The sequence below is a fragment of the Anoxybacillus sp. FSL W8-0382 genome (genome assembly GCF_038003845.1).
Classification (GTDB): Bacteria; Bacillota; Bacilli; order Bacillales; family Anoxybacillaceae; genus Anoxybacillus; species Anoxybacillus flavithermus_G.
The window spans coordinates 1,098,669-1,112,032 of record NZ_JBBOPX010000001.1; the positions used below are offsets into that span (position 1 = coordinate 1,098,669).

Annotated in this window: 16 protein-coding genes and 1 riboswitch; of the genes, 15 read left to right on the forward strand and 1 reads right to left on the reverse strand. The window is 43.1% G+C overall.

Translation table 11 applies throughout. The features are described 5' to 3' along the window. The first annotated feature begins 2 nt into the window (after positions 1-2). The 13 genes from NSS60_RS05800 to lysA all read left to right on the forward strand — a co-directional run bounded on the left by NSS60_RS05800 (position 3) and on the right by lysA (position 10,411). Positions 3-1,304 carry a pyrimidine-nucleoside phosphorylase gene (locus NSS60_RS05800; RefSeq protein WP_340720716.1) on the forward strand — a complete coding sequence of 434 codons (1,302 nt, stop codon included), beginning with the start codon at positions 3-5 and terminating at the stop codon, positions 1,302-1,304. 89 nt (positions 1,305-1,393) lie between these two features. Beyond that, on the forward strand, positions 1,394-2,551 hold the full coding sequence (locus tag NSS60_RS05805) for a D-alanyl-D-alanine carboxypeptidase family protein (protein WP_340720717.1): 1,158 nt from the start codon (positions 1,394-1,396) through the stop codon (positions 2,549-2,551). Positions 2,552-2,651: 100 nt separating this feature from the next. Then, positions 2,652-3,002: an anti-sigma F factor antagonist gene (gene spoIIAA / locus NSS60_RS05810; RefSeq protein ID WP_035018571.1), complete on the forward strand. Its 351-nt coding sequence runs from the start codon at positions 2,652-2,654 to the stop codon at positions 3,000-3,002. Continuing rightward, a complete protein-coding gene (gene spoIIAB / locus NSS60_RS05815) occupies positions 3,003-3,443 on the forward strand; it encodes an anti-sigma F factor (protein ID WP_004889709.1) in 441 nt (146 codons plus the stop codon). It abuts the gene before it with no gap. A 13-nt stretch (positions 3,444-3,456) separates the two neighbouring features. Next, the gene (gene sigF, locus NSS60_RS05820) at positions 3,457-4,194 is read left to right on the forward strand and encodes an RNA polymerase sporulation sigma factor SigF (protein WP_004889712.1); all 738 of its coding nucleotides are present in this window, start codon (positions 3,457-3,459) and stop codon (positions 4,192-4,194) included. A gap of 80 nt (positions 4,195-4,274) precedes the next feature. Next, on the forward strand, positions 4,275-4,895 hold the full coding sequence (locus NSS60_RS05825) for a stage V sporulation protein AA (RefSeq protein WP_004889715.1): 621 nt from the start codon (positions 4,275-4,277) through the stop codon (positions 4,893-4,895). Beyond that, entirely contained in the window at positions 4,885-5,304 is a 420-nt protein-coding gene (locus NSS60_RS05830; protein WP_004889717.1) for a stage V sporulation protein AB, read from the forward strand. Before NSS60_RS05825 ends, NSS60_RS05830 begins: the two co-directional genes overlap by 11 nt. A 10-nt stretch (positions 5,305-5,314) precedes the next feature. Continuing rightward, positions 5,315-5,659 carry a SpoVA/SpoVAEb family sporulation membrane protein gene (locus NSS60_RS05835; RefSeq protein WP_004889719.1) on the forward strand — a complete coding sequence of 115 codons (345 nt, stop codon included), beginning with the start codon at positions 5,315-5,317 and terminating at the stop codon, positions 5,657-5,659. Positions 5,660-5,670: 11 nt separating this feature from the next. After that, a complete protein-coding gene (gene spoVAD, locus NSS60_RS05840) occupies positions 5,671-6,678 on the forward strand; it encodes a stage V sporulation protein AD (protein WP_004889720.1) in 1,008 nt (335 codons plus the stop codon). Positions 6,679-6,680: 2 nt separating this feature from the next. Then, positions 6,681-6,998 carry a SpoVA/SpoVAEb family sporulation membrane protein gene (locus NSS60_RS05845; RefSeq protein WP_004889722.1) on the forward strand — a complete coding sequence of 106 codons (318 nt, stop codon included), beginning with the start codon at positions 6,681-6,683 and terminating at the stop codon, positions 6,996-6,998. Continuing rightward, positions 6,995-7,597, forward strand: coding sequence for a stage V sporulation protein AE (locus NSS60_RS05850; protein WP_004889723.1), 603 nt, complete (start codon positions 6,995-6,997; stop codon positions 7,595-7,597). The genes NSS60_RS05845 and NSS60_RS05850 overlap by 4 nt, the downstream gene beginning before the upstream one ends. Then, positions 7,554-9,023 carry a spore germination protein gene (locus NSS60_RS05855; RefSeq protein ID WP_004889725.1) on the forward strand — a complete coding sequence of 490 codons (1,470 nt, stop codon included), beginning with the start codon at positions 7,554-7,556 and terminating at the stop codon, positions 9,021-9,023. The genes NSS60_RS05850 and NSS60_RS05855 overlap by 44 nt, the downstream gene beginning before the upstream one ends. A 68-nt stretch (positions 9,024-9,091) precedes the next feature. After that, a complete protein-coding gene (lysA, locus tag NSS60_RS05860; protein ID WP_340720951.1) occupies positions 9,092-10,411 on the forward strand; it encodes a diaminopimelate decarboxylase in 1,320 nt (439 codons plus the stop codon). 26 nt (positions 10,412-10,437) lie between these two features. Here the strand turns inward: lysA and NSS60_RS05865 are convergent, their stop codons facing one another. Beyond that, entirely contained in the window at positions 10,438-11,301 is an 864-nt protein-coding gene (locus tag NSS60_RS05865) for a DUF1002 domain-containing protein (RefSeq protein ID WP_004889727.1), read from the reverse strand. A gap of 118 nt (positions 11,302-11,419) precedes the next feature. Between NSS60_RS05865 and NSS60_RS05870 the strand changes: the two genes are divergently transcribed. Together NSS60_RS05870 and ribD are read left to right on the forward strand one after the other, a co-directional pair. Further along, positions 11,420-11,860 carry a peptidylprolyl isomerase gene (locus tag NSS60_RS05870; protein WP_009373790.1) on the forward strand — a complete coding sequence of 147 codons (441 nt, stop codon included), beginning with the start codon at positions 11,420-11,422 and terminating at the stop codon, positions 11,858-11,860. A 149-nt stretch (positions 11,861-12,009) separates the two neighbouring features. Next, positions 12,010-12,142, forward strand: a riboswitch (FMN riboswitch). A 144-nt stretch (positions 12,143-12,286) separates the two neighbouring features. Further along, positions 12,287-13,363 (forward strand): bifunctional diaminohydroxyphosphoribosylaminopyrimidine deaminase/5-amino-6-(5-phosphoribosylamino)uracil reductase RibD, encoded by a 1,077-nt coding sequence (gene ribD / locus NSS60_RS05875; protein WP_128356681.1) that lies wholly within the window; start codon positions 12,287-12,289, stop codon positions 13,361-13,363. The last annotated feature ends 1 nt before the right edge of the window (position 13,364 follow it).

The window sequence follows — 13,364 nt, forward strand, 5'->3', positions numbered from 1 at the left end:
CGATGAGAATGGTCGATTTAATTGAGAAAAAACGTGATGGTCATGCGTTAACGAAAGAAGAAATTCAGTTTATTATTGAAGGTTACACAAAAGGCGATATTCCTGATTATCAAATGAGCGCATTAGCGATGGCGATTTTTTTCCGCGGCATGAATGAAGAAGAGACAGCGGAATTGACGATGGCGATGGTGCATTCAGGCGATACGATCGACCTTTCGCGAATTGAAGGAATTAAAGTAGACAAACATTCAACGGGCGGAGTGGGCGATACAACAACGTTAGTGCTTGGCCCTCTTGTCGCCTCCGTCGGTGTTCCGGTTGCGAAAATGTCTGGGCGCGGCCTTGGACATACGGGTGGAACGATCGACAAACTAGAATCGGTGCCAGGTTTTCACGTTGAAATTACGAACGATGAATTTATCGATCTTGTCAATAAAAATAAAATTGCCGTTGTCGGTCAGTCTGGTAATTTGACGCCAGCGGACAAAAAGTTGTATGCGCTTCGTGATGTGACGGCAACGGTCAACAGCATTCCGCTCATCGCTTCATCAATTATGAGTAAAAAAATTGCTGCGGGTGCTGATGCGATCGTGCTTGACGTAAAAACGGGCGCAGGTGCATTTATGAAAGATTTAAACGATGCAAAAGCATTAGCGAAAGCGATGGTCGATATCGGAAATCGGGTTGGGCGTAAAACGATGGCAATTATTTCTGATATGAGCCAGCCGCTTGGTTATGCCATTGGAAATGTGCTTGAAGTGAAAGAAGCGATCGATACGTTAAAAGGCGAAGGTCCAGAAGATTTACAAGAGCTGTGCTTAGTGCTTGGTAGCCACATGGTATATTTAGCGGAAAAAGCATCTTCGCTTGAAGAAGCTCGTCATATGTTGGAAAAAGCGATGAAAGACGGTTCAGCCCTTCAAACATTTAAAACGTTCTTAGCTGCGCAAGGTGGCGATGCATCTGTTGTCGATGACCCAAGCAAATTGCCGCAAGCAAAATATATTATTGAACTAGAAGCGAAAGAAGATGGATACGTATCCGAAATTGTCGCGGATGCGGTCGGAACAGCAGCGATGTGGCTCGGGGCAGGGCGTGCGACGAAAGAATCGACAATTGATTTAGCCGTCGGTTTAGTGCTTCGTAAAAAAGTTGGCGATGCGGTGAAAAAAGGCGAATCGCTTGTCGCCATTTACAGCAATCGCGAACAAATTGATGATGTAAAACAAAAACTATATGAAAACATTCGTATTTCAGCAACGCCAGTTCAGGCGCCAACATTAATTTACGATAAAATTTCGTAACCTGAAGGATTCGTTCCTTCAGGTTTTTTATGTATATAAAAAATAAAAAATGGAAAAGATGGCAAGTATAAAGAAATGGAGGGTTGGAGATGAAGCGATTTTTTTGCATGTTTGCTATCGCGTTTCTTTTTCTTCCAAGCGTCGTTGTGCGCGCGGAACAGCCGAAAATTGAATTAGCACCTGAGGCGCGATCAGCAATTTTAATTGAGAGAGACACAGGGGCTATTTTGTATGAAAAAAATGCCCATGAGCCACTTCCACCAGCGAGCATGACGAAAATTATGACGATGCTTCTCATTATGGAAGCGATCGATCAAGGAAAGTTAAAGCTAGATGAACGAGTGCGAGCTAGTGAATATGCCGCATCGATGGGTGGATCGCAAATTTTTCTTGAACCTGGTGAAGAAATGACGGTTGACGATTTATTAAAAGGTGTTGCGATCGGATCAGGCAATGACGCAGCGGTTGCGTTAGCAGAACGAATTGCTGGTTCAGAAGAAGCGTTCGTCCATATGATGAACGAAAAAGCGAGGAAACTTGGTTTAAAACATACAACATTTGAAAACACGACAGGTTTGCCGGCAAAAAATCATTATAGCACCGCGTACGATATGGCGATGATGGCAAAGGAACTATTGAAATATGATTTAATTACAAAATACACAGGTACGTATGAAGATTATTTACGAGAAAATACTGACAAAAAGTTTTGGCTCGTCAATACAAATCGCCTCGTGAAATTTTATCCGGGTGTTGACGGATTAAAAACAGGTTACACGAGCGAAGCGAAATATTGTTTAACAGCCACAGCGAAAAAAGGCAATATGCGCGTCATTGCCGTCGTTTTTGGAGCACCAACGCCAAAAGCCCGAAATGCGCAAATTACAAAAATGTTAGATTACGCATTTAGTCATTACGAAACGAAACCGCTTTATAAAAAAGGCGAAACGATCACCATGCTTCCTGTCAGTAAAGGAAAGAAAAAGTCGGTCGCCGTTGTGACGTCTGAGCCCATTTCTGTTTTGTTGAAAAAAGGGGAAAAATCTGAAGCAGTAAAAACGACATGGAAGTTGAATAAAAAAGCGAAAGCTCCCGTAAAAAAAGGAGATGTGCTCGGTACGCTCGTTGTGAAAAAAGATGGAGCGGTGATTGTCAAAAGTCCTTTAGTAGCAAAAGAGCAAGTGGAAGAAGCAAATATGTGGGAGTTGTTTAAACGAATGTTTAGCTCATTCTCGCGCACATCTTGACGAAACAGGGCGAATGGCGACTAGTTTTGTCGGGAAGAAGGATTGACGCATAAACAAATCGAATTCTTCCTTAACCCAAGAGGATAAGGAGGAAATGATCGTGAGTTTATCGATTCAATTAGAAGTGAAACAACATGTATTGCTCGTACGATTAGCTGGAGAGCTCGATCATCATACAGCAGAACAGTTGCGTGCAGAAATTACGGATGTATTAGAACGAGAACGAATAAAAGCAATCGTTTTAAACCTAAATGAGTTAACGTTTATGGATAGTTCAGGATTAGGTGTTATTTTAGGAAGATATAAACAAATACAACGCATGGGTGGGGAGATGGTTGTTTGTTCTGTCTCTCCTTCCATTAAGCGTTTATTTGATATGTCAGGGCTGTTTAAAATTATTCGTTTAGAAGTGAATGAACAGTACGCATTACAAACGTTGGGGGTGGCGTAAATGAGAAATGAAATGCACCTTCAGTTTTCCGCCCTCAGCCAAAATGAATCGTTTGCTCGTGTGACGGTTGCAGCGTTTGTTGCGCAACTCGATCCGACGCTCGATGAGTTAACCGAAATTAAAACAGTCGTATCCGAAGCTGTAACAAATGCGATTATTCACGGCTACGAAAATGATCCAAGCGGCGTTGTCTACATTTCTGTCATCATTGAAGGACATACGGTTCATTTAACGATTCGCGACCACGGAAAAGGGATTGAAAATGTGGAAGAAGCGCGACAGCCGTTATTTACGACAAAGCCAGAGCTCGAGCGTTCTGGCATGGGGTTTACGATTATGGAAAATTTCATGGATGAAGTAAACATTTACTCAAAAGTGAATGAAGGAACAACGGTGGAGCTGATTAAGCATTTAACGAAAAGCAAAGCGCTATGTAATTAAGGGAGACGTGCCTATGGATGTCGAGGTACAAGCTGTCAAAGACCATGAGATCAAAGAATTGATTCGGAGGAGCCAGCAAGGTGACCAGCAAGCGCGCGATGAGATTATTGAAAAAAATATGCGGCTTGTTTGGTCGGTTGTGCAGCGGTTTTTAAACCGCGGATACGAGCCTGAAGATTTGTTTCAAATCGGTTGCATCGGTTTAATGAAATCGGTCGATAAATTTGATTTATCTTACGACGTCAAATTTTCAACGTATGCGGTACCGATGATTCTTGGGGAAATTCAACGATTCATTCGCGATGATGGGTCCGTCAAAGTGAGCCGTTCATTAAAAGAAATTGGCAATAAAATTAGAAAGGCAAAAGACGAATTGTCGAAACAAAACGGTCGCGTCCCAACGGTGAATGAAATTGCACAGTTTTTGCAAATTTCACCCGAGGATGTTGTGCTAGCTCAAGAAGCTGTCCGTTCACCGACGTCCATTCATGAAACGGTGTACGAAAACGACGGTGATCCGATTACGTTGCTTGATCAAATTGCGGACGAGCAAGACGTTTGGTTTGACAAAATCGCATTAAAAAAGGCAATGGAAGAGCTAGATGAACGAGAGCGACTCATCGTCTACTTGCGCTATTATAAAGACCAAACCCAATCAGAAGTGGCAGCTAGATTAGGCATCTCTCAAGTACAAGTGTCTCGTTTAGAGAAGAAAATATTGCAACAAATGAAAGCCCGAATGGATGAATAAGTCCGTTCGGGCTTTTTATGCATATGGATGCGAGTCGTATCTCATACTATAGATACAATGATGGAAGCAAGGTGTCGATCATGAAAGAAACCATTTTTTTAAAAATGCGTCATCGTATTCAAGTGAAGCCGAATGCAACGATTCGGGTAGGGGATGTGGCACAAGTTGTCGCAACAAAACGAATCGATGATATTGTACAAACTCCTATTTATACGGTGCAGAAAAAAGATCGCAACATTGTCATTATCGATGTGATGCATGTGATGAAAGCGTTAATGAACGTTGTTCCTCAAGACGATATTCAATCACTTGGACCGTCGCAAACGATCGTTGAAGTCGTTTATGAGGAAAAGCGATGGGGGTATTTGTACGTCCCAATCGTATGGCTTCTTCTATTCATTGGCTCCGGTCTTGCGATTATGAACTTTCATGAAGATGTAAGCATGCAGCAAGTACAACAACGGCTGTATCGGGTAATTACAGGGAAAGAAGTAGAAAAACCGTTATGGTTTCAAATTCCGTATTCACTCGGGCTTGGACTTGGTATGATTTTATTTTTTAATCACTTTTTTAAAAAGCGAATTAACGAAGAACCGAGCCCACTTGAAGTTGAGATGTTTCAATACCAACAATCGCTCGATCAATATGTCATTATGCATGAAAATAAAGAGGTGATGAGGCGAATGGATGATGATTCGTGAGTTTGTTGTAGCTTTTGTTGGATTGGCAGGAGGGCTAGCTGTCGGTTCTGGTTTTGTTGCGTTTTTAACTGTTCTCGGTGTTATTCCACGCTTGACCCAACTCACAAAAACGATGAAATGGATTGCGACGTATGAACGGGGTGTTGTACTTGGTGCGGTTGTAAGTAGCTGGATTAGCTTGCGCGATCCGTTGCTTTCTTTTCCGCCAATTGTGACAAGTGTCATTGGTTTATTGAGCGGTGTGTTCGTCGGTATGCTTGCTGCGGCATTAACGGAAGTGTTAAATGTGTTTCCGATTTTAGCAAAACGGCTTGGTATCGACGAACAAATTGTCATGTTACTCATGGCAATGGTATTTGGTAAAGTGGCGGGCTCTCTTTTCCATTGGATATATTTCGTTGATCGCTAGGAGGAGGCGTATGTTGAAAGCTTTTTTAGTCGGTGGATTCATTGCGGTCGTTGCCCAAGCGCTTCGCGATATGTACATCATATTGTTTCATATGGGTGAAGCGGAAGCCGTTCGCTGGATGAACGGGACGTTGATGGTATGTGCTGCGATATTTACGCCAATCCGATTTTATCGCCGATTGACACAATTTGCAGGGGCGGGAATGATTGTACCGATGATGAGTCTAGCAAACATATGGAGTGCTAGCGCTCTTGAGTATCGCAATGAGGGAATAGCAGAACATATGCTTTCTGTTGGCGGGAGTATCATTGTCACATTAGTTGTTGCATCATACGTTGCAGCGTTGTTTTTATAAGGGGGGGTTCGATGAAAAAAATCGGAGAGCAAACGATTGTATTTGAGAAAAACATTTATATCGAATCGAGCGGTACCGTCGTTGGACCGAAAGAGCGTGAAGGTCCGATCGGTTCATCATTTGATCGTGCTTACGACGATTTATATTGCGGTGAACAAAGTTGGGAGCTCGCGGAACGGCGACTTATGAAAGAAGCGATTATGATTTGTTTAACGAAAGGAAAAGTACAAACGCACGATGTCGATTTATTTATCGCGGGGGATTTACTGAATCAAACGGTTACTGCGAACTATGTTGCAAGTGAATTACATATTCCATTTTTAGGTGTATTTAGCGCTTGTTCAACGATGACGGAAGCCATGCTTGTGGCTAGTACGTTCATTGATGGTGCGTTTGCTCGCCGCGTGCTAGTTGCAACAAGCAGTCACTATGGTGCAGCGGAACGTCAATTTCGTTTCCCGACGACAATTGGCGTTCAAAAGGGGGAAAGCGCATCGTGGACTGTAACAGGAGGAGCAGCAGCGCTATTAAGTACGACACGTTCGCCATTTCGGATTCGCACGGCAACGATCGGACGCGTGATCGATAGCGGTGTGACGGATCCGCTCGATATGGGACGAGCGATGGCACCAGCAGCATTTGCAACGATTAGGCAACACTTGATAGACTGTGGGCTTTCGATCGAAGCGTATGATGTGATTATCACAGGGGATTTAGGAAAAGTTGGGAGTAGTGAATTAAAGTCGTTATGCTATGATGCAGGTATGAACTTAAGTGAGAGATACGATGACTGTGGTGTGCTTATTTACGATACGGAACAACAAGCATTTGCAGGTGGAAGCGGATGTGCATGTTGTGCTGTTGTAACGTACAGTTATTTTCTTGAGAAAATGAGGGAGAGAAAAATAAAGACGATGCTCGTTGTTGCGACGGGAGCATTATTTAATAGTACGATGATGAAGCAAAATCAAACGATTCCGGCGATCGCTCATGCGATTGCGATTGAAGCGGTGACGTGAAAATGGAGTACGTATACGCATTTATCATTGGCGGTATGTTATCGCTTATCGGGCAATTATTGCTTATAAAATGGTCATTCACTCGCCTAGTGACAATATTTTTGCTTATTGGCGTGGCGCTCGAAGCGACAAGTTTATACGACCCTATGCAATCACTGGCGCATGCGGGGATCGAGATGACGCTTGTTCACGTTGGTGCTTCTTGTATACAAGCGGTGAAAACAGGGGACTTTACAAATATCGTTTTTTTTCTTTCTTTTCCGATCGCTATAGCATGGGTGACCGCTGTTGTTTGTAAGCCGAGAGGACGGATGAAATGAAAAAAAGGAAAGTTATTTTAGTGACAGACGGAGATCAACATGTGCAACGTGCACTCGAGAAGCTCGCAAAACAATTTGGCGCTCGTTGCATTAGCCAATCACAAGGCAACCCATCACAGTTGACAGGAAAACAGCTTGTTGAACTTATTTTGCAAACGCCGTATGACCCTGTTTTTGTTATGTTTGATGATAGTGGCATTATCGGTGAAGGAGCGGGAGAACAAGCGCTTCGCTATGTTGCAACACATGAACAGATTGATGTGCTCGGAGCGATAGCGGTGGCGTCTGATACGAACAATCAAGAGTGGACGAAAGTAAATATTTGCATTGATTATGATGGGAACTTCACAACGTACGGTGTCGATAAAGAAGGTATTCGCGAGTGGGAATTCGGTCGGATCAATGGCGATACCGTCTATTGTTTAGATGATTTGCCGATTCCTATCATCGTTGGAATCGGTGACATCGGAAAAATGAGGCGTCGTGACGATATTCGCAACGGTTGTCCGATTACGCGAAAAGCCATTGAATATATTCTTGAAAGGAGCAAACGCGATGAAAACAGAAAATCGCACACCGATTTCTTCGAAGTTGAGTGAAAACGAACAGTTTTTTAAAAACGCCATCGGAGTTGGAACGAGCTTCGATTTAGGTGTTCGCAAGCTACACATTTTAAAAACAGACGTTCATTTATATTATTGTAATGGGCTTTGTGATACACAATATATTATCGAGTTACTTGAAATGCTTGTTCAAGTGAACGATCGCGAGAGACAATCAGTAAAGTTGCCTGAAATTATTGAAAACCGTCTCGTCCATCAACAGGTGAATCCAGTAAAAAGTTTAGATGAAGCGGTCGACTTTTTGTTGACGGGTTTAATTTTATTGTTTATTGATGGAGAGGCGAAAGCGTTTGCTGTTGATGTCCGCAGTTATCCAGGACGTTCGCCTGAGGAACCAGATACAGAAAAAGTGGTGCGCGGGGCACGTGACGGATATGTTGAAAATATTATCATCAATACAGCACTCACTCGCCGACGCATTCGTGATGAACGGCTTCGCTTTGAGATGATGCAAGTGGGTGAGCGTTCAAAAACGGACATTTGTATCGCCTATATTCAGGATGTCGCCAATCCGGGGCTTGTTGAACTCATTAAGAAGGAATTAAACGAAATTAAAATTGATGGGTTAACGATGGCAGATAAAACAATTGAAGAATTTTTAGTGAAACAAGGATACAACCCGTATCCGCTCGTTCGTTATACAGAAAGACCTGACGTCGCAGCGACTCATTTGTTAGAAGGGCATGTGATTATTATGGTTGATACGTCGCCAAGCGTTATCATTACACCAACGACGTATTTCCATCACGTTCAACATGCGGAAGAATATCGGCAATCGCCAGCTGTAGGAACGTTTGTACGATGGGTGCGGTTTTTAGGCATCTTTGCTTCACTTTTCTTACTCCCGCTTTGGTTTGTATTTGTCCTTGACCCTTCGTTATTGCCAGAAAAATTATCATATATCGGTCCGAATGAAAAAACAAATATCCCGATTTTTGTGCAACTTCTCATTGCTGATATTGGTATTGAGTTTTTGCGTATGGCTGCAATCCATACGCCAACACCGCTATCGACAGCGATGGGCTTAATTGCGGCGGCGTTAATTGGACAAATCGCTATTGACGTCGGGCTGTTTGTGCCGGAAGTGATTTTATATGTGTCTGTTGCTGCGATTGGTTCTTTTGCGACACCGAGCTATGAACTAAGCATTGCAAATAAAATTTTCCGTCTTTTATTTTTAGTGGTCATTGCGTTGTTTGGCGTCCCAGGATTTATGATTGGCGTTACGGTGTTTTTACTTTTCCTTGCGAACATTCGCTCGTTGAATACTCCATATTTATGGCCGTTTATTCCCTTTGATCCCGGAGCCTTTATGCAAATTATTGTGCGTCGATCTGTAGCTGGTTCTTCAATTCGCCCAAGCATCGTACATCCGCAAAATAAACAAAAACAATCGACATAAAAAGGTTGAAACGTACCAAAATTTATGGTACGTTTTCTTTAATTATTTCGGAGTCATCAGGAGGATGTATAATTATGCACGGAACGATGGGAATAAACGAACGGGGTCATTTAGAAATTGGCGGCGTAGATACGATTGACTTAGCTCATCTATACGGAACCCCACTCTACATTTATGATGTTGCCCTTATTCGCGAGCGTGCCCGGGCGTTTAAGCGTATGTTTGATAAACATCGTGTACGTGCACAAGTCGCGTATGCAAGCAAAGCGTTTTCGACAATAGCGATCGTGCAATTAATGGAACAAGAAGGATTATCTCTCGATGTCGTCTCGGGCGGTGAGCTGTATACCGCGTTAGCTGCTGGATTTCCGGTCGAACGTATTCATTTTCACGGCAACAATAAAAGCGAAGAAGAGTTACAAATGGCGGTTGAAGCAAAAATCGGTTGTATTGTCGTCGATAATTTTTATGAGTTAGAGATGTTGCAACAACTTTGTCGCACTCATAAATATACGATGCCGATTTTATTACGTGTCACGCCAGGCATTGAGGCCCATACGCACGACTATATTTTAACAGGGCAAGAAGATTCGAAATTTGGATTTGATTTGCATAACGGACAAGCAGATGAAGCGTTACAGCGTGCGCTCGCTTCTTCCCATATTCATGTGCTTGGCATTCATTGTCATATCGGTTCGCAAATTTTTGATGCGACTGGTTTTGTCCTTGCGACGAAAAAATTATTTGAAAAGCTTGCTATATGGCGTGATATGCATCATTTCACTGCGAAAGTTGTCAATCTTGGCGGCGGTTTTGGCATTCGGTACACGAAAGAAGATGATCCGCTCGCACCGGAACAGTACGTCGAACAAATTATTGAAGAAGTGAAACGGAACGTAGCCTCATTTCATTTACCATTCCCAGAAATTTGGATTGAGCCGGGGCGTTCGCTTGTCGGTGATGCTGGAACAACGATTTATACGATTGGCTCGCGTAAAGAGGTGCCAAACGTTCGTCAATATGTTGCGGTAGATGGGGGAATGAGCGACAACATTCGACCTGCGCTATATGAAGCGAAATATGAAGCAGTGCTAGCGAATCGGATGCATGACCATTGTGAAGAAGTTGTGGCGATTGCAGGGAAATGTTGTGAGTCAGGCGATATGCTCATCTGGGATTTACCGCTTCCGAAAGCGCAACCGGGCGATCATTTAGCTGTTTTTTGTACGGGAGCTTACGGCTATGCGATGGCAAATAACTATAATCGCATTCCGCGTCCGGCGGTCGTATTTGTTGAAGACGGTGAAGCACAGCTTGTTGTGAAGCGTGAAACGTATGAAGATTTAATTCGACTCGATTTGCCACTTAAGACAAAAGTAAAAAAATAACCGAGGCGACAACCTCGGTTATTTTTTTATGCCCCAAATGCTCCGCGAAGGGCGTTCCATATTTCTCGTAAAATGTCGACGATGCGCTGAATAAACGTTCGACCTTCTTCTGTTTGTAAAAAAGCAGATAGCTTGTCTTTCGTTTGAGCAAGCTGTTCGTTCACTTGATTCCAGTCGATGTTCACATTTTTCATTTTGTTAAATAAGGAAAGCAAACTGTTTATTTCGTCTTCTGTTAACGTAATGCCAAGCTCTTGAGCGATCCGCTCAATGAGCGCACGCATATCTGCATCTGTTTGCGGTGGATTTTTCGCTATTTCTTCTTTAATTTTCGCAAGCAGTGCGACCGCTTTGTCATTTCCGATTGATTCGCCAAGCTGTGCTGTTTTCACCATTTCCTCGTTCGCTACTTTTTTTACTTCGTCCGGGATCGCTTCATTTGATGAAAGTTCGTACGCTTTCATTAACCCTGTTAACGCAGCTGTTCCCGATACAGGAAACGGTGCAGTAATGTAAATGACTGCATCTTTTACTCCAGCAGTAATGAGCGCATTCATATACATCTCTTTTGTTACCCAGTTAATGTTATTCGTTTCGACTTGCAACCCCGAACCAGGTGCCCCAATCGTAATTTTTGAGGATGAAATAGCCTTCGTTCCAATTTGTCCTTTCGGAATAATGCCGCCGAGATATTTATGCTCTTCTTCATTTGTAACCGTAATGATTTCAGCGTTGTCTGGCGCATTCATTTCTTTTAATATTTGTTGTTTTTGCTGTTCTGTTAAATTTTCGCCGAGCGTAATAATGACGTCCCCTTCAATCGCATCTGCTAAACTAACCGATGGGATCATAAACAGCAATAAAATAAATATCGTAAACCACTTCTTCATTTCATAACCTCCTTCAACATCTTCCATACTATTGTACAAACATTTGCGTGAACATAGAAGAGAAATATAGTAAAATGAAGTTACGTTTGTTTTTACGATAGAAAGGTGGAAAAGTTTCATGAAGAAAAAAGGATATATCTTAATGGAAAACGGCGGAAAGGTGGAGTTTGAACTATTCCCAAATGAAGCGCCAACAACGGTTGCGAATTTTGAAAAACTAGCGAATGAAGGATTTTATAACGGGCTGACGTTCCATCGCGTCATTAAGCGATTTGTAAGTCAAGGTGGCTGTCCGATTGGAAACGGAACAGGCGATGCAGGTTATACGATTCCGTGTGAAACAGATAACAATCCGCATAAACATATCGAAGGTGCGATATCGATGGCGCATCGCGGACGTGATACAGGAAGTTGCCAGTTTTTCATTTGCCATGAGCCGCAGCCGCATTTAGATGGTGTGCATACCGTATTCGGTCAAGTCACCGCTGGAATGGATGTTGTAAAGGCGATGAAAAATGGTGATGTCATGAAAGAAGTAAAGGTGTGGGACGAACAATAAAAGGGACGATGAAGCGATGAAAAAAAACTGGGTATTATTTTTCATCCTTTTACTCGTTAGTTTCGTTTGGGGAGCAATGTATTGGCTGTTTATTGCAAAGTAATAGACATTTCGTTTTATTGTGCTATAATGAATAAAAATGGAATAAACGCATCCTTCGGGGCAGGGTGAAATTCCCGACCGGCGGTAATGAAACAGATGTTTCTCAGCCCGCGAGCCGTTAAGGCATGATCCGGTGCGATTCCGGAGCCGACAGTATAGTCTGGATGGGAGAAGGATTGCCAAAACTCACGCCACTTATTGAAAAAATAAGCTTGGCGGTGGGTCATTTTTGCTATGCAAAAAAGGCGATCTTTACATACATCTTGCCCTAGGACGTCGTTCCTAGGGTTTTTATCTTTTATAAAGAAAGAAAGGTGGTGCGAGATGGACGAACAATATATGCGTTTCGCATTACAATTAGCGCAATCAGCTCGCGGACAAACGTCACCGAACCCGCTTGTTGGGGCTGTTGTTGTAAAACATGGTGAAATTGTCGGCTTTGGCGCACACTTAAAAGCAGGAGAGCCACATGCAGAAGTACACGCTTTGCGCATGGCGGGCGAGAAAGCGGAAGGAGCAACCGTTTATGTGACGCTTGAACCATGCAGCCATTACGGAAAAACGCCCCCTTGTGCTGATTTGTTAATTGAAAAAAAGGTGAAGCGCGTCGTTGTGGCGACGACGGACCCAAATCCGCTCGTGGCAGGAAAAGGCATTGAAAAATTAAAGCGAGCAGGAATTGACGTCACCGTCGGAGTGTTGAAAGAAGAGGCGGATGCGTTAAACGAAATGTTTTTTCATTATATTTCAACGAAAACGCCGTATGTGACGTTAAAGTATGCAATGAGCTTAGATGGGAAAATTGCAACAAAAACGGGCGAAAGCAAGTGGATTACGTCGGAAGATGCGCGGCGTGACGTGCATCGCGATCGACGTATGCACGATGCGATCGTTGTCGGTGTCGGCACAATTTTAGCAGATGATCCAAGCTTAACCGTTCGTTTTGGGTATGAAGGAAAGCAACCAATTCGAATCGTTCTCGATACACATTTACGTACACCGCTTCACGCGAATGTCGTCACAGATCAGATGGCGCCAACATGGATCGTCGTCGGCCATCACGTCACAGAAGAACAAATGAAGCCATATGAACGTGCAGGTGTACAAATGATTCGCATGAATGAGAATAAAATTGATATACCATCTTTTTTACGTGAACTTGGTAAGCGTAACATCATGTCCATATTTGTTGAAGGTGGAGCGCATGTGCACGGTAGTTTTCTACATTCTCATTCCGTTCAACAAGTGATTGCGTATATCGCACCGATGTTGATTGGGGGGAATGAAGCACCTTCAGCAATCGGCGGAGAAGGGTTTGGACGAATGATGGATGCGCTTCGTTTACAAGTGAAACATGTCGAAAGGATCGGACCAGATATAAAAATCGTTGCTAAAGGATGAT

Bases quoted from the DNA above. Each gene is read 5' to 3' on its own strand.
- NSS60_RS05855 (WP_004889725.1), top strand. From the start codon at position 7,554: ATGAAAACAGAAAATCGCACACCGATTTCTTCGAAGTTGAGTGAAAAC.
- sigF (WP_004889712.1), top strand. From the start codon at position 3,457: ATGGATGTCGAGGTACAAGCTGTCAAAGACCATGAGATCAAAGAATTG.
- NSS60_RS05800 (WP_340720716.1), top strand. From the start codon at position 3: ATGAGAATGGTCGATTTAATTGAGAAAAAACGTGATGGTCATGCGTTA.
- NSS60_RS05835 (WP_004889719.1), top strand. From the start codon at position 5,315: ATGTTGAAAGCTTTTTTAGTCGGTGGATTCATTGCGGTCGTTGCCCAA.
- NSS60_RS05845 (WP_004889722.1), top strand. From the start codon at position 6,681: ATGGAGTACGTATACGCATTTATCATTGGCGGTATGTTATCGCTTATC.
- spoIIAB (WP_004889709.1), top strand. From the start codon at position 3,003: ATGAGAAATGAAATGCACCTTCAGTTTTCCGCCCTCAGCCAAAATGAA.
- NSS60_RS05830 (WP_004889717.1), top strand. From the start codon at position 4,885: ATGATTCGTGAGTTTGTTGTAGCTTTTGTTGGATTGGCAGGAGGGCTA.
- ribD (WP_128356681.1), top strand. From the start codon at position 12,287: ATGGACGAACAATATATGCGTTTCGCATTACAATTAGCGCAATCAGCT.
- NSS60_RS05850 (WP_004889723.1), top strand. From the start codon at position 6,995: ATGAAAAAAAGGAAAGTTATTTTAGTGACAGACGGAGATCAACATGTG.
- NSS60_RS05805 (WP_340720717.1), top strand. From the start codon at position 1,394: ATGAAGCGATTTTTTTGCATGTTTGCTATCGCGTTTCTTTTTCTTCCA.
- NSS60_RS05825 (WP_004889715.1), top strand. From the start codon at position 4,275: ATGAAAGAAACCATTTTTTTAAAAATGCGTCATCGTATTCAAGTGAAG.
- spoVAD (WP_004889720.1), top strand. From the start codon at position 5,671: ATGAAAAAAATCGGAGAGCAAACGATTGTATTTGAGAAAAACATTTAT.
- NSS60_RS05870 (WP_009373790.1), top strand. From the start codon at position 11,420: ATGAAGAAAAAAGGATATATCTTAATGGAAAACGGCGGAAAGGTGGAG.
- NSS60_RS05865 (WP_004889727.1), bottom strand. From the start codon at position 11,301: ATGAAGAAGTGGTTTACGATATTTATTTTATTGCTGTTTATGATCCCA.